Genomic DNA, 19,367 nt, shown 5'->3' with positions numbered 1-19,367 from the left:
TCTACAGTCTGAAAGACCGGTAAAGCATTATACTAGCGACTCCCCCGTACAGGAAATGACTAATCCATGCCGCCAAAAACGGAGTCAGCGCCCCGTTTTCGCCCATCTTGAGACCGATCCTTTCTAGAATATAATAACTAAAAACAAGCAAAAGACCAATACCGAATTTTTGAGAAAGCCCCCCAGAACGGGTAAAACGGTGACATAGGGCCGCCCCGATCAACAGGACGACAAAATTCATCCAGTGCGCGGACAGCTTGAAATGCAGGGCCGTTTCCATGGCGTTGGTGTCTTCGCCGGAACGTTTCAGCACTTCAATTCTCTCGCGGACCATCTTGGAATTCATCTCGTCGGCGACCTGGCGCTCGTTGATCAGGTCTCCCGGACGCGTGTTCACGCGGTCGAGCATTTTTTCACGGGAAATCGGCACCACGTCGACGGTTCCGTCCTTATGGAAAATGCGGTGGTAGCCCCTTTCGAACATCCAGTAGGACACGCTGTCTTCTTCTATCCAGCGGACCACCTTGGCATCGTAGCGTTCCCTGAGCCTGCCCTGGTCACGCAGCAACAGGACGACTTCGCGGCCCATCTTGTTCTTGCCCGAATAGTAGCGGAAGAACCAGCTCGCCTTCTCGCTATCGATAAAGGTAAAGTTCTGTTTTTCCTTGACGCGGGGATTCTTGCGCTTTTGCGCATTGGTCTCCATCACCTCGAGACGCTTGTGGTTCGCATCGGGCAACCACAGTTCGCTCATCGCGAACGAACCCATGGAAACAAGGATTCCCAAAAGGAATATCGGCAACAATGTCTTGAGCGGGCTCTGCCCGGAGCTCTGCATGGCCGACATTTCCAGGTGGCGCGCCATGTTGCCTACCGACGCGAGGACCGCGATAAACAACGCGACCGGCGTAATGAGGTACAACATGTACGGCAAGTAGCAGAAATAGTACTCGCCCACGTCTTTCATGTCTCGGGCAAGCCATGTCTTGATGTTACCCACGAAATCGATGACGACAAAAACGAGTATGGCGCCAAGGATAACGATGAGGAACATCTTCAGGAAGTTCCATATCAGGTAGCGGGAAAATTTCATCCGAATCTCCCCGTCAACTTTTTGAAGAACCCGCCCACGCACCGGATAGCCCTGAACACCTTGGAATCGCCGCTGAAACGGTCGCGCACCATGGCAATCGTGATAAAGATACCGAAAATGCCGATGATGACGTTGGACGCCCACATGGCCAGTTCGGGAGAGATGATGAGGCGGTCGGCAAGGTTCTCGCCGCCGATAAGGCAAATCCAGTAGATGACGAAAAACGCGAGGCTGTAGATGATGCCGGTACCGATACCGCCCTTGCGCGCCATGATGCCGAGCGGGGCGCCGATCAGCACGAACACGAAACAGGCAAAGGATGTACTGAACTTCTTGTGGATTTCGACCAGGTACTGCGCCTGGCGCTTTTCTTCGTTTTCGAGTCGACCGTACAGGCGTTCGGTAGCGCGCAACGCCGCCAGTTCCTGTACACGGACTTTCTGGAGAGACCGCCGAAGCTGGACCGAATCCGCGTCCATCTTGAACTGGGCGGAATCCGGGACAATGGAATCGCTCAAGACATGTTTATTCATATCGAGCAGGGTGGTCAAAGCCTTGTCTTTCGAGGCTTCCCACAGCGTATCGTAGCGCGCCTTCGCCTGCTCAACCACATCCATCATCATTTCCACAGGCATTTCGCGGTCGCTGCGGTAGCTGCGGCTGCGGCGTTCCAGGCGGTCGTCCACGTTTTTCATGGCAAGATCCTGGGAGAAGAAACGGATACGGAAATAGTTGCCCGGATCGTCCGGATCCACGATGTGCGTTTCGCCGCTACGGAGGCGCAGCATCAGGGTGGCGCCGTTGTCCACGTAGTCCATCGAGGCACTATCCGCGTACACGATTCTCGGGGCGCCCTTGCGTTCCATTTCGTAAATCTGGATTCCGTAAAGCGTGCCGGAGACGGGGTCGATACGGTTCACCCACAACTGGACATCGGGGAACTGCGTAATAAGCCTGCCCGCATCGATGAATACGTGCGGTTTTTTGCGAGAGACCGCGTTCATCAGTTCCACGGAGCGGTGGTTCGCCTCGGGCAGCACCCAGTTGTTGAAAAGTACCATCGATACGGACAAGAGCGTAGCCACCAGAAGAACGGGACGCATCAACGAAAGCGGAGAAACACCCGCCGCCTTGACCGCCGTAATCTCGTGGTCACCGGACATGCGCCCAAACGCCATGAGGCACGCCACAAGCACAGCCATCGGGATGGAGAGAGAAAGCATCCATGCAAGGTTCAACGCAAATATTTCAAGAACGGTCGATGCCGGAAGGCCCTTGGACAGCACATTGTCCAGAATCTTCACCAAAAAGTCCACAACAAACAAAAACGTGATGCCAAAAAGAGCCGCCATAAATGGCGCAATCAGCTCTTTCAACACATAACGGACAAGAATCATTATTTTCTACGGTCTTTTTTTTCTACTTTGATACGTGAAAATTAGAATTAACCAAAGAAAAAAAAATGAAATCCTTTGCAAAGTTGCCCTTATTGTTCAGTCTTTTCGTTTCAACCGCTTTTTTCGCCGGCTGTTCTTCGAGCAATTCCGGCAAGGTGAACCACACCGAATTCTGCAGGGCAAAGTACGAGACCGCCGAAGAGCTCTTCAAGAAGGGTAAATACGGGCGCGCCCAAGACAAGCTGGAGGACATCCTTTCGCTCTGTGCCGGCACCGGCTACATGGAACAGTCGCAGTTCCTGCTCGCCGAAAGCTATTTCAACCTCGAGGAATGGATTGAAGCCCGTGGCGAATACGGCAGCTTCATCATCAATTTCCCGGGTTCCCCCTTCGTAGAAACGGCCGAATTCCGTAAGGCGATCGCATCGTTCAACATGGAATTCCGCGTAAGCCGCGACGAAGCGAACACGACTATCGCCATGAGGGATTTCGAGCGCTATCTTTCGAACTATCCGGATTCCCCGCTCCGCGATTCCGTCAACTACTATTACGACCTGCTCGTGGAACGCCTGGCCGAAAAGGAATTCCAGACAGGGCGCCTGTACCTGCGCATGGACAAACCTCAAGCCGCAGTCATCTATTTCAAGGAATTCCTGGAAACCTACCAGAAATCCAAGCGCCGTCGCGAAGCGCTGTTCCTGATTGCCCAGGCCTATACGGAACTCGACCAGTTCGAACCGGCCCGCAACTACCTCGCCCAGGCCAAGATTGAACTCCCCGAAGACGACAAGGACGTCCAGAAGCTACTCGCCAAGACCGAGAAAAAGATTGCGAAGGCCGAAGCCAAGTTCGAAAAGCGTTTGAAAAAGGATTCCGAGAGCAAGCGCCAGCAGAAAGAAGAGAAGCAGATGCTCAACTAGGTTCCGTGTATGAAATCCTGGGCAAAGAAAATATGCGGTCTGCTTAGCCTTGTCCTCTTGGCGGCATCCCCTTCGTTCGCCGCAAGCGACGGCGTTGCCGAGCACGACAACTCCAGGATTTCCATTTTCCTGCAACCGGCAATCTCTTTCCTCAGTTTCGAGGAACGCGAATATTTCCAAGACGCCATCGACACCATCTACCAGGAGTTCCGTGCGAACGCGTTAACGGAAGAGGAATCCCTCTCCGTAGCCAAGCAGAACTTCCAGAAGGTGAATTTCTGTTTCCCCATTACCGGGGGATTGCAATTCCAGGTGAGGCAGGACCATTTTCTGAGCGCCGGCATCGGATTCATCTACGATGACGAATCCGTGGTGCTGACCGACCGCAAGAACAAGTCGCACAATTACGGCTACACCATCCAGGGCATCCCGCTTTTCCTTGAATACCGGTTCGCGATTCCCCTGAACCTGATGACGCTTTCGGACGGAGGGCTCTTCAGCATCGCATTGCGCTGGTACTGGACTTTGCCGGGTACAGAAATCTACTCCTCGTGGGGAAAGATTGATGCCGACAATTCCCTGCTGGGAGCCGGGTTCGGGTTCAGCGTAGGCTACCTGATTGCCAGCTGGAAGGGCCTGAACGTTTTCGGCGATATCGGTTTCAGCTCCATCAAGGTCAAATCCAAGGGATCCTTCGCCGACATCGTTCCCGAAGGCTCCACGGAAAAGGCCAAGTGGGATATCGGCGGTTTGCAGTTGCAAATCCGCGTAAGCTTCGGCGTATGGAACAAGCCGAAACCCAGGGAAGAAGACGATGACGACGACATTCCGGATACCGATGCCGTCCCGGATACCGTCAAGGCAGACACGGCCAAAGTAGACACCGCAAAAGTAGACTCGGTAAAAGCGGACTCAATAAAAGCCGACTCGGTAAAAGTGGATGCGGCAAAAACCGATTCCGTAAAGACGGATTCTGTAAAGACGGATTCTACTATAGCGGATACAGCCATTCAGGAATCCTCCGCGCAGGACTCGAAGGAATCGAAGTCGCCGGCACCTGAAAAAGAACAACCCGTCAAGGAAGCCGTTGGCAGTAAAAAACCGGAGGAATAATGAGTTTCTTTCCGGGCGAAAAGCTGCACTACGCCGAAACGCATTTCAAGTTCAAGCTTCCCTGGTCATTGCTGTATAGGCCATGGCCCGAAATACTGGCGGACTCCCCTTTCCAGTTTGTACCTGGAGAAGAACCGACCTTGTGGATTGTCGTACGCGATGCGAACCGTTTCCCGGTTCATATCGATTCCGTCGAAATCAAAATTTGCGGGAACGGCACGGAGGAAGCCGTAAGCATTCCAGTCAACAAGGACGTTCAAGAAAGCTTCGCGTTTATTCCCTTGCATTACTCCAGGCCCAAGCCGGGAATCTACAGAATTTATTTCCGATGCTCCGTAAGCCGCAAGGACAAATCGGGCAAAATCCTGAAACGTTCCATCAAACGTTGGAATCTCCCGGGCCTGCGGTCCGAACCGCTGGTCATCAAGTTCCTCGCCGAAGAACCTCCAAAGGCTCCCGGATACGCCGCAGGCGAAATGCACTGCCACACGCACTATTCCTGTGACCACGTGGAATTTGGCGCAACGCCTGCGGTCCTGCAGCAGGCGGCAAAAGATGTCGGGCTGGATTTCGTCTGCTGCACGGACCACGCTTACGACTTTGCGTTTTCCAGCGAAGACTATACGAAGGAAGCGGAATCGCCGGTCCCGCGATTCCAGGCGTTGCGCGACGAGATAGCATCGCTCCCGAAAGACTTACCGCTACTGCTTGCCGGCGAAGAAGTTTCTGCCGGCAATACCAAGGGCGAGAACGTCCACATGACAGTCCTCGCTCCCGAAAGCTATATGCCCGGACTCGGCGATTGCGGGCGCTACTGGCTCGAAAACAGGCCCACGCTCAAAATCCCCGCCCACTTGGAATCGACTACGGCACATTGCTTTGCCGCACATCCGTTCCAGCCGATAGGACTTCTCGAAAAATTCATCTTCAGGCGTGGCTACTGGAGTCCTGCCGACCTGAACACAAACAAGAAACACTCCATCCGCGGAATCCAGTTCTGGAACGGCACGCGCGACGAAGGCTTTTTCCTGGGTCGCAGGTTCTGGATAGAGGAACTCGGCAAGGGGAACTTCCTTTTGCCTATCGGCGGCAACGACGCCCATGGAGACCTGAACGACACGACCGGCATATCTATCCCGCTAGTCTCGCTCAAGCATTCTCGCCATCACGTGTTCGGCAAAGTCCGGACGGTGGTGCGGCTAGACAAGAGAGAAGACTCCTCGGAGAGCGTCCCGACGCTTTCGCTTGAAAACCTAAACGAAGCGTTCGCAGGAGAAAACTGTTACATTACTGACGGTCCTGCTCTGTGGTGGGAACGCGGCGAAGTCCACGGTGTCAAGAGCATCATCTTCCATGCGCGCAACACCTCCGACTACGGTGGAGCCTTCCGGCATATCCGCATCTTCGGAAGGTTCCGTACTCCCGAAAACAAACCTGCCCGTCAAGAAGTCCTGTGCATAGAAAGCCTTGTCATGGCGCGCGCCAAGACCGACATCAACGTCGCCATCGACAACTACGCCTACCTCCGCGCCGAATGCGAAACCGCCGACGGGCATTTCGCAATGACTTCGGCAGCAAAGCTTTACTAGGGGTATCATGGCACCGCGTTTTGTTAGCCCCATGATCCGGCACAGGAGCCCGCAGAATTCGCATCCGTCCTCGACAGATGGTTTAGACAACGTTGTCATTAATCCACAAGCGGAAACTCCGGACAATGGATCAAAGCCTCCTGAACCGCAGCCCGAAGAATCCGCACTTATCGTTTCGGGGACCTACCGTCAAATCCGCGATTACAGCCTAGTCCTGCTTTCTCAGGGAATCGCACACCGCCTGGAACGGACCGAAGAAGGTCCCTTCGAAATTTTCGTCCTGCCCGACAACGAACCGCGGGCACGCTCCCAGATCGAGCTGTACTGTAAGGAAAACCCACCCAAGAAAGACAACCCTCCCATGCCGCTCGCCATCAGCCTCCAGCCGATATGGGTATTGCTCGTACCGGTTGCCTGCACCTTGGCCGATTTCGGGAACCTCGTCGGCAAGCTGCATTCGCTCGGCGTTTCGGATGCAGAGCGGATTCTCCGCGGAGAATGGTGGCGCACCATCACGGCACTCACGCTCCACGGCGACAGCCACCACCTAGTCGGGAACCTGGTGTCCGGCTATATCGTACTGAACCTGCTGGCCTACCGAATTCCCCTCGCCCGCATGGCACCGTTCCTCGCCATGGCAAGCGCCATCGCGAACCTCTGCGTTGCCTTAACGGTGCGGTCCGATTTCCGCGCCCTCGGCTTTTCGACATTCGTATTCGCCTGCATCGGGGCGCTCTCCGTCATCGAGTTCCGCCTGATGCCCAAGGAAACTCACGGCATGCTGCGCCGCTTCGCCCCGCTTTGCGGCGCCATCTCGATAGCCGTCTTCCTCGGACTCGGGGAGCACGCCGACATCCTGGGACACGCCTACGGATTCATCGCCGGCATGCTCTGCGGCATTATCCCCAAAAAGAAAATGCTCCGCTGGGGAGAGCCCACCGCCCTGATAGACCTCGTGTGGATCGTCGCCTACTACGCCATCTTCGTAATCGGCTGGAAAATGGCCTTCGCCTAAAAACAAGAAGGCCAGCCCAAAGGGCCGGCCATTCAAATTCCATTACGCAGTCGAACTAGAGGCTCGCGATGAACTTCTTGGCCTTGTCAGCGTACATCTGGTTGTCACCGTAGACTTCGAGAATACGTTCGGCGGTGTTCTTGGCCTTGTCGTTTGCGCCGAGCTGCTGATAGACCAGCGTCAACTTCCACATGGCGTCAGCCACCATCGGGACCTCGTCCAGAGGTTCTTCCTTCTGGAAGCGGTCTTCCTTGTCTCCGGTACGCTTGCCGAATTCGCTGATATACTTTTCGAGGAGACCGGCAGCCGCGGAATAGTCGGCCTTTTCGATCTTCACTGCGGCGAGACCGTGCATGGCGGCGGAACGGACCAGTTCAACAGAGCCGGCATTGTCCAAGGACTTCTGGAAGAGCACTGCGGCACCGTCAAAGTCACCGGATTCGAACTTGATGTTGCCAGCAAAGAGGGCAGCCTTGGCAAGAGCGAGGCCTTCGATCTTTCCGGCCTTGATCTGCGTTTCAAATTCCACCAGGGCACTATCCTTTTCGTTCGCATAGAGGTAGGTCATGCCCACGCCGAGGAGTTCAGCCTGTTCGGCAGCGGCGGCCTTGCGGGTTTCCTTGACCTGGATGACGCCAGCGACGACAACGAGGATCAGGGCCAAGCCAACAAGAACCTTGGTACCGTGCTGGATAAAAAACTGCTTAATTTCAGAATTATTCTGATTCGATTCGTTAGCCATTTTGACTTCCATTTTTAATTTTTGTGCAACAATCATAGAAAAATTAAACGACTTTGCCAACCGGACGAACATTTATCTTGACAAAAAAGGCCCCTATTGCTATTTTTTGCCCCGCTATGCCACTCTAGCTCAGCTGGTAGAGCAGCTGATTCGTAATCAGCAGGTCGGCAGTTCAAATCTGCTGGGTGGCTCGAAAAGCCCCGATTCCGTCAAGGTTTCGGGGCTTTTTCTTATTTCGGCCCAATCCGCGACGCTCTTGCCGCCCCCCACCCATTTTTACTAAATTTGGCGTCCTATGAATCCTAACGGCGCCATTATTGTCCAGAGTAACATGGAAATCATGGTGGAGGTCGACGCCCCCACCTACGAAGCAGCTCGCGATGCGATTGCCCCCTTTACCGAACTTGTCAAGAGCCCCGAGCACCTGCATACCTACAAGATCAGCCCCTTGAGCCTGTGGAACGCCGCAGCGACAGGGCTGCGTGCAAAAGAGGTCCTCGACCGTCTCGAAAGCCAGAGCCGTTACCCGATTCCGCAGACGGTGATTACCGAAGTCGAAGACTACATGGCACGATATGGCCTACTGCGCCTCAAGAAGGACGGGGACCACCTAATCGTCGAATCCGACGACAAGTACATGTTCACCGAAATCTGCAAGCTCAAGGAAGTGGAACCCTACATTCTCCACTTTATCGACGATTTGCATGCCGAAGTGGATCCGGAACGCCGCGGCCACCTCAAGATGGCCCTAACCAACGCGGGATTCCCCGTCGAAGACCTCGCCGGCTATACCGTAGGCGACCCCCTGCCCATCCACCTGCGCGAAACGACGCTTTCGGGCAAGAAATTCGACCTGCGCGACTACCAGAAAGAAGCGGCCCAGGTATTCTACGCGAGCGGATCCGAAAAGGGCGGTTCGGGCGTCATCGTGCTGCCCTGTGGCTCGGGTAAGACCGTCATCGGCCTTGCCACCATGGCCCTGGTACAGACCAAGACGCTCATCTTGACGCCGAACATTTCGGCCAGCCGCCAGTGGATTCGCGAAATCTGCGACAAGACGGACTTGACCATCGATCAGGTGAAGGAATATTCCGGCGAAGTCAAGGAAATCGGCCCGGTGACAGTCGCAACCTACCAGATTTTGACCCAGCGCAAGCGCGCCAAGCAGGCGGAAAACGAGAAGCCCGAAACCGAGCTCGACGAATTTACCGACGAGGAAGTCAAGAAGGAACTCGCGAACTTCCCGCTGTTCAGCCAGCAGAAGTGGGGCCTCATGATTTACGACGAAGTGCACCTGTTGCCCGCCCCGGTGTTCCGCCTGAGCACCGAAATGCAGGCGACCCGCCGCCTGGGCCTTACCGCCACGCTAGTGCGCGAAGACCACAAGGAAACCGAAGTATTCAGCCTTATCGGTCCCAAGAAGTACGACATCCCGTGGCGCATTTTGGAAGCGCAGGGCTGGATTGCCACCGCCGACTGTAACGAAATCCGCATCCCGATGGAAGCGGAACTCAAGATGAAGTACGCCCTCGCGCCCATCCGCGAAAAGATTACACTCGCATCGACGAATCCCGAGAAGAACGACATCGTGCAGCGTCTGCTCAAGCACTTCGACAAGCCCGATGACCGCGTTCTTATTATCGGCCAATACATCGAGCAGCTCGAGAACCTCTCGAAGGAACTCAGCATCCCCCTCATCACGGGCAAGACCCCGAACAAGGAACGCGAAAAGCTGTATGCGGCCTTCCGCAGCGGCGAACTCAAGAACCTCATGGTATCGAAGGTCGGCAATTTCGCCATCGACCTGCCCGACGCAAACGTGCTTATCCAGATTTCGGGAACGTTCGGCAGCCGCCAGGAAGAAGCCCAGCGTCTAGGCCGTGTCCTGCGTCCCAAGAGCGACGGCGGTGCCGCACATTTCTACAGCATCGTGACACAGGATTCCAAGGAACAGGAATTCGCGATGAATCGCCAGCTGTTCCTCACGGAACAGGGCTACGCCTACAAGATCATCAAGCGCGGCGACTGGGACATTCTCGCCCGTACGCCCGAAGAACTCGCGGCACGCCAATAAGCGCCGCATCTCTTCAACATCGGATTAATAAAAGTCCCGGGAGCTTTCGCTTCCGGGACTTTACCCAACAATCAAGGAATTTAAAACTTAGACCTTGTGGCTCGTAGCGCTATCGGCATTGAAGCCGAGTTCGTCGCAGTAATCAGCATCGCAAGCTTCTTCGTCGCTACCGCTCAGCAGGCAGGCTTGGTGCTTGTAATCCACAATTTCCATCTTCGGGGCCTTATATTCTTTCTTCATCATCTTCGTTTCCCCTATAATTACTTCCGGATAGTCTTCTTGCCGACAAACATGCCCTTGTTTTCGGGCTTCTTATTGAGCTTGCGGCCATTCAGATCGTACCAGCCATTCACCTTGGTAATTTCGCCTGTAGCCATGTTCCACTTGGCAATACCCGTCAGGTCGCCATCGCTGTCAACGAGACGGACTTCGATGGATTCAGGAAGTTCGATATCGGCCGGGGCCGGAGCCGCGGACTTGAGGAGAGATTTCGAATCCCCGATGTACTTCAGGTAGGCACGGAGCGGAGCCACGTAGGCTCCGGTACCGACCTTGACGAACTGGCCGGCCATCACAGCGCCCTTGTCCTTGGCGGCGTAGCCGTAGATTGAGCCCAGGTCCGAGTGACCTTCTTCCCACTTGACATAGGAGTACGTTCCCACAAGGTCCCAGTCACTTTTTCCTGTTTCCTTGTTATAGATCTGGACATCCGTAATCAAGTGCTGTGCCGGAGTATCGTCCAAATCGGAATTCGTAGTAAAGGTGATTTCCTTGACGTCCTTGCAGGCTTCTTTTTCGGTATCGGTAATCAACAGCATGGGCTTCTTGGCGTTACCGTCTCCCTTCGCATTCTTGGCAGTAAAATTCCACTTGCCATCCTTGTCCTTGCCCATCTGCACCGGTTCGTACAGCTGGGAGCAATCGTTTTTCAGGCTGTAATCAAGCGGAAGCACGATAGTAGAGTTGACAGCCAACTTCGTATTGCGTTCAACGACAACTTTGTAAGGCTTATTGGCCCTTTCGCTTACGCACATCTTTGCAGATGAAGTAATTTCCACAGCAGCGGATTCCGTGTTGAACGATTCAAGGTAAAGAGTATTGTTGGACCTGTAGAAGGCACCGCCGGTAAATTCGCAATCGGGCGTTCCTGACGGGCGTTCTGCCCAGGCAATAGCGGCCAAGGAAACAGCCGCAACAAATACAGCCTTTACAGCTGTGTAGGATGTTTTTCTCATTGTTCTCTCGCTTTGGGTTAATTTTTTCCCGCGCCAAATTTAGAAAAAAAACAAGGCTTTTCAAGAGAGCAAAAAAACAATGTCCTTAAAAAAGAACATTGACGTCACAAAAAAAACGCATTGCGTTTCTTACGTAAGCAAATTGTAAATTTCGTCCCCGATAACACCGTTCTGCATCGAGGTCAGAATCAACCGCTGTTCCAATTCCATCGGCGGATCTTGCGGTCCCGAAAAGGGAAGTTCCCCTTCTTTAATGTTACGAAAATCTGCCAACAGCTGTTCGCCAAGCGCGGCGTGCAAAGCCAGGCTCGCATCAATATATTTCAAGTGCGTAGGTTCTTCAAGCACAAAATTCAGCGGCGCCTTGGCATTCAAAGCCCGATCAGCCGACACGCCTTTGCCCAATTCATCTTCTACGCCCATATTTGCAACAATCAAACGATCATTGGACAAGAGCGACGCCACCGCAGATTCACTCAAGACATTTTTCTTCCCGGTCGCCGTTACAAGATAATCCGCAGAGCCTATTGCAACGGAGACAGACGTTTCGTCACGGAAATCTACTATCTGCACATTGTTCCTAGTCAACACGTCACAGAAATCGGTACCGGCTCCGGAATTTAATTTATCCGTAACCGTACGGACATTCATGCCACGTTGCACTCCCTGCAGAGCGATGCCGCAACCAACTTTGCCACTACCGAAAACAACCAGGTTCTTGCCCTCGAAATCCCGAGACCCAAAATATTCCAAGCCACGGAAATAGCCGTCGCCTGTACCAAGAATAGTCTCGATACGCTTAACGATGCCGCTATCGGCCACATAGACAGGAGCTTCGCTGTTCTCAAAGAACTGCACTCCGCTTCGGGTAAGTTCGACAAATCCGTACCGGGGCTTGCAAAAGGAGAACTGCCCCGCGCAATCGAGAATCAGGTCGAAATCGTCCTTGGTCAGGCCTTTTCTCAAGTCTTCATCGGTCACTACGGGGACGCCGCAATCACGCACGTACTCCACCACCTCGCTATCGAAAGGCATGGCGGCAGAGCCTTTCCCCAAGGACCGCCCCACAGAAAGAATCGCCCCGCCGGCAAGGAGTGCCATGTACTGCACCATCGTGTTCCTGAAAATTGGCGTGGCGGCAAGAACGCGCAGTCCGTCGAAGGGCTTCGTTCTTTCCCATTCGTTCAACAACAACGCCAAAGCCGGATACTCTTTCGGCTCATAGAATTCGTCTACAATTTCAGAAAACAGCATGTGCCTTATTTTTCCACGACAATCAGTTCCGGCTCGCCGCGGCCCGGGAGCGGCTTGAAAATCTTGACCATCGTCTCGGTCGGCGGACGGTTGAACCCGCTCATCGTACACAAGAACAGGTAATTCGTTCCCGCAACCACCTGCGTCGAAACGCTCAGCGGTTTGAGGCTCAGGTAGGCATAATCCTTTGTCGCGGTAGCGAACACGGCGGAGTCTTCTGCCGTAAGCGGACGCTGCTCCGAGAATCCGCCCATGAGCATCTCGTCGGTCTTGCCTGCAGCGAGGTTTTCGAGAAACGCCATCACTTCTTCCTTGGCGATTTCGGCACCATTTTCAGCTGTTATCCGCCTATTGGAAATTCCCATGGCAAGCGTCACGTTCGCATTCGGTTCAAGCTCCTTAAGTTCGGCGGCACTCGCCTTGCGGCCTCCGCTACCGTACGTACAGAACGGTACCACCACTTTCCCGGAAAGATCGTTCGAATCGAGGAAAGTGTAAATCGGAGGAGCGAAAGACCCGAACATGATGGGGTAACCCAAATAGACCGTATCGTATCTTGCCAGTTCGCGCCTTGCGTTCACGAGTGCAGGCCACTGTTTACTTTCGCGCTGGGCGCCCACGGCGGCAATCGTACTGTCGTACGTAGACGGGTACGCATTCGCCAGCTGCAATTCGATCACGTCGGCTCCAATCGCCTCCTTGAAGATCCCTGCAAGAGTCTTTGTCGCTCCATTCTGGGAGTAGTAGACCACCACGGATTTGCTCACCTGCGCGGCAGGTTCTGCCTGCTGCTTGGATTGAGCTGATTCCTCTTTACAACCGACGAGCATAGTCAGCGAAAAAGCCAAAACGACACTGAAAGACATTTTCATATTGTTACCTCTCCCAAGAAATTAGTAAAAAAAACATGGGCGCAAGCGCCATTGTCGCGACCCTCGCCTTACTCACCTTGCTCACTTTTGACGCCTTCGGCGTCCGTGGCTGCGGCTCTAAAATGGGTCCGCAAGCGGCCCCGCTTTCTCGCCTTGCACACTTTTGCTATATTGGCACTCCTTCGGAGTGCATATAGCTCGGCTCGGTCATGCCAATTAGCACTAGTGCCATTGGCACGACTCTCGCCTTTTGCTATATTTGTCCCCGCTTGGCGCATGTTGCGCCGCTTTAACGGAGGCTAAAATGGCTCTACAGTTCTACAACACCGCATCGCGCAAGAAAGAAGTATTCACACTCCCCGAAGGCGTTCCCGCCGTGCGCATGTACTGTTGTGGTCCGACGGTGTACCATTTCGCCCACATCGGTAACCTCCGCACCTACATTTTCGAAGACTTCTTGGTGCGTACGCTCAAGTACTACGGCTACAAGGTGAACCACATCGTGAACATCACCGACGTGGGCCACCTCACCAGCGACGCCGACTCCGGCGACGACAAGATGGAAAAGGGCGCCGCCCGCGAAGGCAAGTCCGTCTGGGACATCGCGAAGTTCTACACCGACGCCTTCATGGCCGACTGGCACCGTTTGAACATCCAGGAACCGACCCGCTGGACGCCTGCCACGCAGCACATCCAGGAACAGATTGACCTGGTGAAGACCCTCGAAGAAAAGGGCTACACCTACCGCACCAGCGACGGCATCTACTTCGATAGCCTCAAGTTCCCGCGCTATGCGGACTTCGCTCGCCTCGACGTGGAAAACCTGCGCAAGGGTAGCCGCATCGACATGGGCGAAAAGAAGAACGCCACCGACTTTGCCCTGTGGAAGTTCAGCCCGAAGGACAAGAAGCGCGCCATGGAATGGGACAGCCCGTGGGGCGTCGGTTTCCCCGGCTGGCACATCGAATGCTCCGCCATGGCCATGAAGTACAATGGCCCGACCCTCGACATCCACTGCGGCGGTACCGACCACATCCGCGTGCACCACACGAACGAAATCGCCCAGAGCGAATGCGCCAACGGCGTGACCTTTGCACGTTTCTGGATGCACGGCGAATTCCTGCGCACCGCCAGCGAAGAAAAACTGGAAGACGGCACGACCGAGCAGAAGTTCGGCAAGATGAGCAAGTCCAGCGGCGAATTCCTGACGGTACCTCTCCTGATGGACCGCGGCTTCAACCCGCTCGACTACCGCTTCTTCGCCATCGGCAGCCACTACCGCAACTACCTGAACTTCACGTGGGAAGCCCTGGAAGGCGCGAAGGAAGGCCTCAAGAGCTTGCACAAGAAGACGGACCCGCTGATCGGCAAGGCTACCGCGATTACCAGCGATGCCGCCAAGGCATTCCAGCAGGAATTCAAGGACGCCATCGGTGACGACCTGAACATGCCGCGTGCGCTGGGCATCATGAACACGATGCTCAAGAGCGATATCGATGACGGCGAAAAGGCCGCCCTGGTGGCCGACTTCGACCAGATTTTCGGTTTGAAGCTCGACCAGCCTCGTGAAGAATACGCCAAGAAGGGCGCAAACGACGGTGTGGATGTCGCAAAGATTGAAGCGCTGATTGCCGCCCGTAAGGAAGCCCGTGCCGCCAAGAACTGGGCCGAAAGTGACCGCATCCGCGACGAGCTCGCCGCGATGAACGTGGTCATCAAGGACTCCAAGGATGGCACGACTTGGGAAATCAAGTAAGCCTAAAATCTCCCAATCTGGGCTTACTTTTATAATCTACGCAATATTTGCGTTAATTAAACGTTGTGTCCGTTGAGGACTTTTCATCGCAAAAAACGGCCTGGAGCCGTTTTTTATTTACTTTGGGACCCCCCGGATTTAATTTTTTAGCAGAAAGTTATACCAAGGAGTCATCATGACACGTATCGGAATGTTTGGAATCCTTTGCGGTACGGCACTTTTCGCCGCTTCTAGCGCATTCGCCCTCCCCAAAGCTAGCGAACTGGTCGCACCCATGGGCATGGGATACAACATCGGCAACACCATGGAAGTGCCGGAAAACCCCACCGCCTGGGGCAACCCGCTCCCGACCGCCGGCTACATCAAGGCAATCAAGGCGGCAGGTTTCAACACCGTGCGTATTCCTTGCGCCTGGTATTCCCATTCCGACGCTCTCGCTAAAGATATCGCCGCATACGGCGGCACCGCCGACAACGATACCTACAAACACGTGGGCAAGGATGCCTCGTTCACAAACCCGACCATTGACGCCGCATGGCTCAAGCAGGTGAAGGACGTAGTGGACATGATTATCGCCGAAGGCATGTACGTGGTGCTGAACTCCCACTGGGACGAAGGCTGGCTCGAAGACCGCGTGTATGACGGCACAGCAAGCCCGCGCGACGGCGCAAACAACATCGTTAACAGTTCCGCAACGACAAAGGCCCGTCAGGCCGCCTACTGGAAGCAGATTGCAACCTACTTCAAGGACTACGACGAGCACCTCCTCTTTGCAGGCGCCAACGAACCGGGCGTGAACGACCCGTGGGGCAGCAACGGCCAATGGGAATTCGACAACACCCGTATGCAGGTTTTGAAGGGCTACTACGACGCCTTCATCACCTCCGTGCGTAACGCCGGCGGCAACAATGCCACCCGCACCCTCATCGTGCAGGCCCCGCGTACCGAGATGGACAACGCCCCCATGCTGAGCCAGAACTGGCCCACCGACCCTGCAGGCGCCGGCTACATGATGGCCGAAGTCCACTACTATCCGTATCAATACTCTTTGATGACCGAAGACAAAGACTGGGGCAAGCAATATTATTACTACACCGGCCTTTCCAGCACGACCGACACTGAGCACAACATGGGCTGGAACGTTTACAGCCAAAGCATCGATAATTCCGCGCTCGGCACCCCGAACCAGATCAAGAAGTCCTTCGGCGAACTCAAGACCATGTTCTGCGACAAGGGCATTCCCGTGATTATCGGCGAACTCGGAGCCATCAAGCGCACCGGCCAGATTACCGATGCAGCAAACCTCAAGCTCCATTTGCAGGGCCGCGCCCTCTTCTACGGCGAAGTCGCGAAGAACGCGAAGGCCAACGGCATTGTTCCCTACGTCTGGGATACCGGCGCCGAAAACGACGGCAACATGACCATCATCACCCGCCAGAAGGGCACTTACAGCATTCTCGACCCAGATGTCTTGAACGCCTTGCAGAAGGCTTACGGCCAGGAAGGCAACAACCAGAGCAACCTTGACAGCCTGGTGAACGAAAACGAAGTCCCCGAAACCGAAGCAGGCAAGGGCGTACAGGTGACTTACCAGACAGTAACTTCCGACTCCAGCGAAGTGGGCACGGTCCGCGTCAACCTCAGCGGCGCAAACAAGGATCTCTCCAAGTACGTCGGCATCGAAGTCCGCCTGAAAGGTTCCGTCGCCTCTGCAGGACCCTGCACCGGAACAAGTGACGGCTGCGGCGATTACGGCTGGACCTCCATGGACCTCTTCATGATGACCGGCAGCAGCTGGGCTTGGTTCGACGCCCCCGTTATGGAGCAGGCCGACCAGGAACTCACCGGCTCCTTCCAGACTTTCCAAGTCAAGTGGGAAGATTTCCGCAACGAACCCACGGGTCTCAACGAGGCAAACGCCATCGGTCTGAACCTCTACGGCACGCAGGTCACAGGCACTATCACCTTTGACTACATCAAGGGCATCAAGGCCGACGGTTCCACCGAAATCATCGACGACTTCGATAAAAAGTCTGACCTCGCAGGCACCGCCACCGGCAAGGTTGTCGCTCTCAGTGGAACGGATGCCATTAAGCCCGCAGCAGTCGCCGCAACATCCAAGATGCTCGTGAATGTGCAACCGGGCGTGGTGAGCGCAAGCTTCACCGCCGCAAAGACCGCTCCGGCCAAGGCAATGCTCATGAACAGCCTCGGCCAGGTGATTGCCCAGCAGAACTTCACCGCAAGCAAGGGTTCCAACAGTGTGGATCTCATGAGCAACTACCGCGGCCCCGCAATGCTTATCGTTCGCCAGGGCAGCCAGCAGCTCGTGCAGAAGGTCATTCTAAAATAGCACCTGATCTCGGCAGCATTTCTTGAGGTTCAGCTGCCGGAGAAAAATTTGGTGTGTGGAAGTCCCCCGCGGCATAAGCCGCGGGGGATTTTCTAATAACAGCAAAAGAGCGTTACCACATCTTGTCGAACTTCTTGCGGCTCTTTTCTTCGTCCTTCTTCTCCTGCACAATCGCGTCAATTACGGCGGCGACCGTCAGGTTGAAGATGTCGTGCACGGAAGCGTCGGAGTCGGTAAAATGCACCGGCTTGTTCAGGCCCATCTGCACGGGACCGATGGATTCGCCTACACCCATCTCGAGGAGCATCTTGCAAGTGGTATTTGCCGAAGATAGGCACGGGAAGATGAGCGTGTTGACCGTCTGGCCCTTGAGCTTGTTGAACGGGTACTTGCTGTCGCGCAGTTCCTTGTCCAAGGCCACGTTCACCTGCATTTCGCCGTCGAGAACATAGTCCGGGAACTGCTCGTGAATCATCTTCACCGCGTCGCGGGCCTTGTTGGCCGTACCGCGGGCCGCTTCCTTGTCGCTACCGAAGTTCGCGTAGCTGAGCATCGCCATCACCGGTTCGTGGGCGAAGAAGCGGACGGCATCGTGCGTGAGCTTCGCGATATCCACGAGCGTATCGACATCGGGATCGCGGTTCACGAGCGTATCGGCCAGGAAGAACGTTCCCTTGCGGGTGCTCAGAATGTGCATGGCACCGAAGTGCTTATATTCCTCGCGGATACCGATGATTTCCTTCGCGAGTTCGATGGTCTCGGAATACTTGGAGTAGCCACCGGTAATGAATGCGTCGGCATCGCCAATCTTGACCATCATCATGCCGAAGTGGTTCGGCTCGAACATGTCGTCGCGAGCCTCGTCGAAGGTGACGCCGTTACGGCCGTTCTCTTCGGCGTAAATGCCGGCATACTTGCGGCGGCGTTCGAATTCTTCGGGCGAGCGCGGGTTCACGATCTTGATGCCCGTGAGGTCGAGCTGTTCCTTGTTCGCCATCATCTGAATGCGTTCGGCGTTACCGAGCAGAATCGGGTGCGCCACACCTTCGAGCTTCGCCTGCACGGCGGCCTTGAGCATGTTGAGGTTGTCGCCCTCGGCAAACACCACGCGCTTCGGGTTACTGCGGGCGGTATCGCTGAACTGGCGGATAAGCTTGTTGTCGTAGCCCATCATGTCGCGGAGCTTGTCGTAGTAAGCGTCCCAGTCAGTAATCGGCTTGCGGGCCACGCCACTTTCGATGGCTGCCTTCGCGACGGCGATAGAAACTTCCGTGAGGAGGCGCGGGTCCAAAGGCTTCGGAATCAAGTATTCCTTGCCGAAGGTAAAGCGCTGGGCGTTGTAGGCGATGTTCACCACGTCGGGCACGGGCTGGTGCGCCAGGGCGGCAATCGCACGCACGGCGGCATGCTTCATGTGCTCGTTGATGCAGGTGGCACGCACGTCCAAGGCACCGCGGAAAATGTAGGGGAAGCCGATGACGTTGTTCACCTGGTTCGGATAGTCGCTGCGGCCCGTCGCAAAAATCAGGTCGCCACGGCTCGCCATCGCCTCTTCGTAGCTGATTTCGGGAGTCGGGTTCGCGAGCGCGAAAACGATCGGCTGGTCGGCCATGCTGCGTACCATCTCGCGGGTCAAAATGTTGCCCTTCGAGAGGCCCACGAACACGTCGGCGCCCTTCATGGCGTCTTCAAGCGTCTCGATGTCGGTGCGGTCGGTCGCAAAGAAGGCCTTCGCTTCGGTGAGGCCCTTGCGGTCCTTGCGGATGACGCCCTTGCTGTCGCACATCACGAGGTTTTCCTTCTTGAGACCGAGCGACAGGTAAAGTCGCGTGCAGGCGCAGGCGGCTGCACCCGCACCGTTCACCACCATCTTCACGTCACGGATGCTCTTACCCGCAACCTCGATAGCGTTCAGCAGGCCCGCCGAAGAAATGATGGCCGTACCGTGCTGGTC

General features: G+C 55.2%; 15 protein-coding genes and 1 tRNA gene. 8 read left to right on the top strand and 8 right to left on the bottom strand.

What is annotated here, in order from left to right:
* Position 1: 1 nt before the first annotated feature.
* Both B3M32_RS02600 and B3M32_RS02595 read right to left on the bottom strand, forming a co-directional pair.
* A complete protein-coding gene (locus B3M32_RS02600) occupies positions 2-1,093 on the bottom strand; it encodes an LptF/LptG family permease (protein WP_290743413.1) in 1,092 nt (363 codons plus the stop codon).
* Complete coding sequence (locus B3M32_RS02595) at positions 1,090-2,490, bottom strand: LptF/LptG family permease (RefSeq protein ID WP_290743412.1); 1,401 nt, start codon at positions 2,488-2,490, stop codon at positions 1,090-1,092. Before B3M32_RS02595 ends, B3M32_RS02600 begins: the two co-directional genes overlap by 4 nt.
* 65 nt (positions 2,491-2,555) lie before the next feature.
* On the opposite strand from B3M32_RS02595, the gene B3M32_RS02590 reads away from it, so the two are divergent.
* The 4 genes from B3M32_RS02590 to B3M32_RS02575 are packed head-to-tail and all read left to right on the top strand — an operon-like array spanning position 2,556 to position 7,127.
* Positions 2,556-3,410, top strand: coding sequence for an outer membrane protein assembly factor BamD (locus B3M32_RS02590; protein WP_290743411.1), 855 nt, complete (start codon positions 2,556-2,558; stop codon positions 3,408-3,410).
* 9 nt (positions 3,411-3,419) lie between these two features.
* A complete protein-coding gene (locus B3M32_RS02585; protein ID WP_290743410.1) occupies positions 3,420-4,523 on the top strand; it encodes a hypothetical protein in 1,104 nt (367 codons plus the stop codon).
* The gene (locus B3M32_RS02580) at positions 4,523-6,112 is read left to right on the top strand and encodes a PHP domain-containing protein (protein ID WP_290743409.1); all 1,590 of its coding nucleotides are present in this window, start codon (positions 4,523-4,525) and stop codon (positions 6,110-6,112) included. The genes B3M32_RS02585 and B3M32_RS02580 overlap by 1 nt, the downstream gene beginning before the upstream one ends.
* 7 nt (positions 6,113-6,119) lie before the next feature.
* Complete coding sequence (locus B3M32_RS02575) at positions 6,120-7,127, top strand: rhomboid family intramembrane serine protease (RefSeq protein WP_290743408.1); 1,008 nt, start codon at positions 6,120-6,122, stop codon at positions 7,125-7,127.
* Between the two features lie 55 nt (positions 7,128-7,182).
* Here the strand turns inward: B3M32_RS02575 and B3M32_RS02570 are convergent, their stop codons facing one another.
* Positions 7,183-7,869, bottom strand: a complete 687-nt coding sequence (locus B3M32_RS02570; RefSeq protein ID WP_290743407.1) for a tetratricopeptide repeat protein — start codon at positions 7,867-7,869, stop codon at positions 7,183-7,185.
* 118 nt (positions 7,870-7,987) lie between these two features.
* On the opposite strand from B3M32_RS02570, the gene B3M32_RS02565 reads away from it, so the two are divergent.
* Together B3M32_RS02565 and B3M32_RS02560 are read left to right on the top strand one after the other, a co-directional pair.
* A tRNA-Thr gene (locus tag B3M32_RS02565) sits at positions 7,988-8,060 on the top strand.
* Positions 8,061-8,164: 104 nt separating this feature from the next.
* Positions 8,165-9,943, top strand: coding sequence for a DNA repair helicase XPB (locus tag B3M32_RS02560; RefSeq protein ID WP_290743400.1), 1,779 nt, complete (start codon positions 8,165-8,167; stop codon positions 9,941-9,943).
* Between the two features lie 87 nt (positions 9,944-10,030).
* On the opposite strand, the gene B3M32_RS02555 is transcribed toward B3M32_RS02560, so the two are convergent.
* The 4 genes from B3M32_RS02555 to B3M32_RS02540 form a co-directional block, all read right to left on the bottom strand.
* Positions 10,031-10,186, bottom strand: coding sequence for a hypothetical protein (locus B3M32_RS02555; protein ID WP_290743398.1), 156 nt, complete (start codon positions 10,184-10,186; stop codon positions 10,031-10,033).
* A 17-nt stretch (positions 10,187-10,203) separates the two neighbouring features.
* Positions 10,204-11,178, bottom strand: coding sequence for a hypothetical protein (locus B3M32_RS02550; protein WP_290743396.1), 975 nt, complete (start codon positions 11,176-11,178; stop codon positions 10,204-10,206).
* 129 nt (positions 11,179-11,307) lie between these two features.
* The gene (locus tag B3M32_RS02545; protein WP_290743394.1) at positions 11,308-12,432 is read right to left on the bottom strand and encodes an adenosylhomocysteinase; all 1,125 of its coding nucleotides are present in this window, start codon (positions 12,430-12,432) and stop codon (positions 11,308-11,310) included.
* Between the two features lie 5 nt (positions 12,433-12,437).
* A complete protein-coding gene (locus tag B3M32_RS02540) occupies positions 12,438-13,304 on the bottom strand; it encodes a flavodoxin (RefSeq protein ID WP_290743392.1) in 867 nt (288 codons plus the stop codon).
* A gap of 304 nt (positions 13,305-13,608) precedes the next feature.
* Here B3M32_RS02540 and cysS point away from each other — a divergent pair, with 304 nt between their 5' ends.
* Positions 13,609-15,060, top strand: coding sequence for a cysteine--tRNA ligase (cysS, locus tag B3M32_RS02535; protein WP_290743389.1), 1,452 nt, complete (start codon positions 13,609-13,611; stop codon positions 15,058-15,060).
* 175 nt (positions 15,061-15,235) lie between these two features.
* The gene (locus B3M32_RS02530; RefSeq protein ID WP_290743387.1) at positions 15,236-17,413 is read left to right on the top strand and encodes a glycoside hydrolase family 5 protein; all 2,178 of its coding nucleotides are present in this window, start codon (positions 15,236-15,238) and stop codon (positions 17,411-17,413) included.
* A gap of 112 nt (positions 17,414-17,525) precedes the next feature.
* On the opposite strand, the gene B3M32_RS02525 is transcribed toward B3M32_RS02530, so the two are convergent.
* The coding region (locus B3M32_RS02525) for a phosphate acyltransferase (protein ID WP_290743384.1) at positions 17,526-19,367 on the bottom strand (1,842 nt) is incomplete at its 5' end.

It is taken from the genome of Fibrobacter sp. UBA4309 (assembly GCF_002395745.1).
Taxonomy (GTDB): domain Bacteria; phylum Fibrobacterota; class Fibrobacteria; order Fibrobacterales; family Fibrobacteraceae; genus Fibrobacter.
This window is presented reverse-complemented; position numbering and strand designations above follow the sequence as displayed.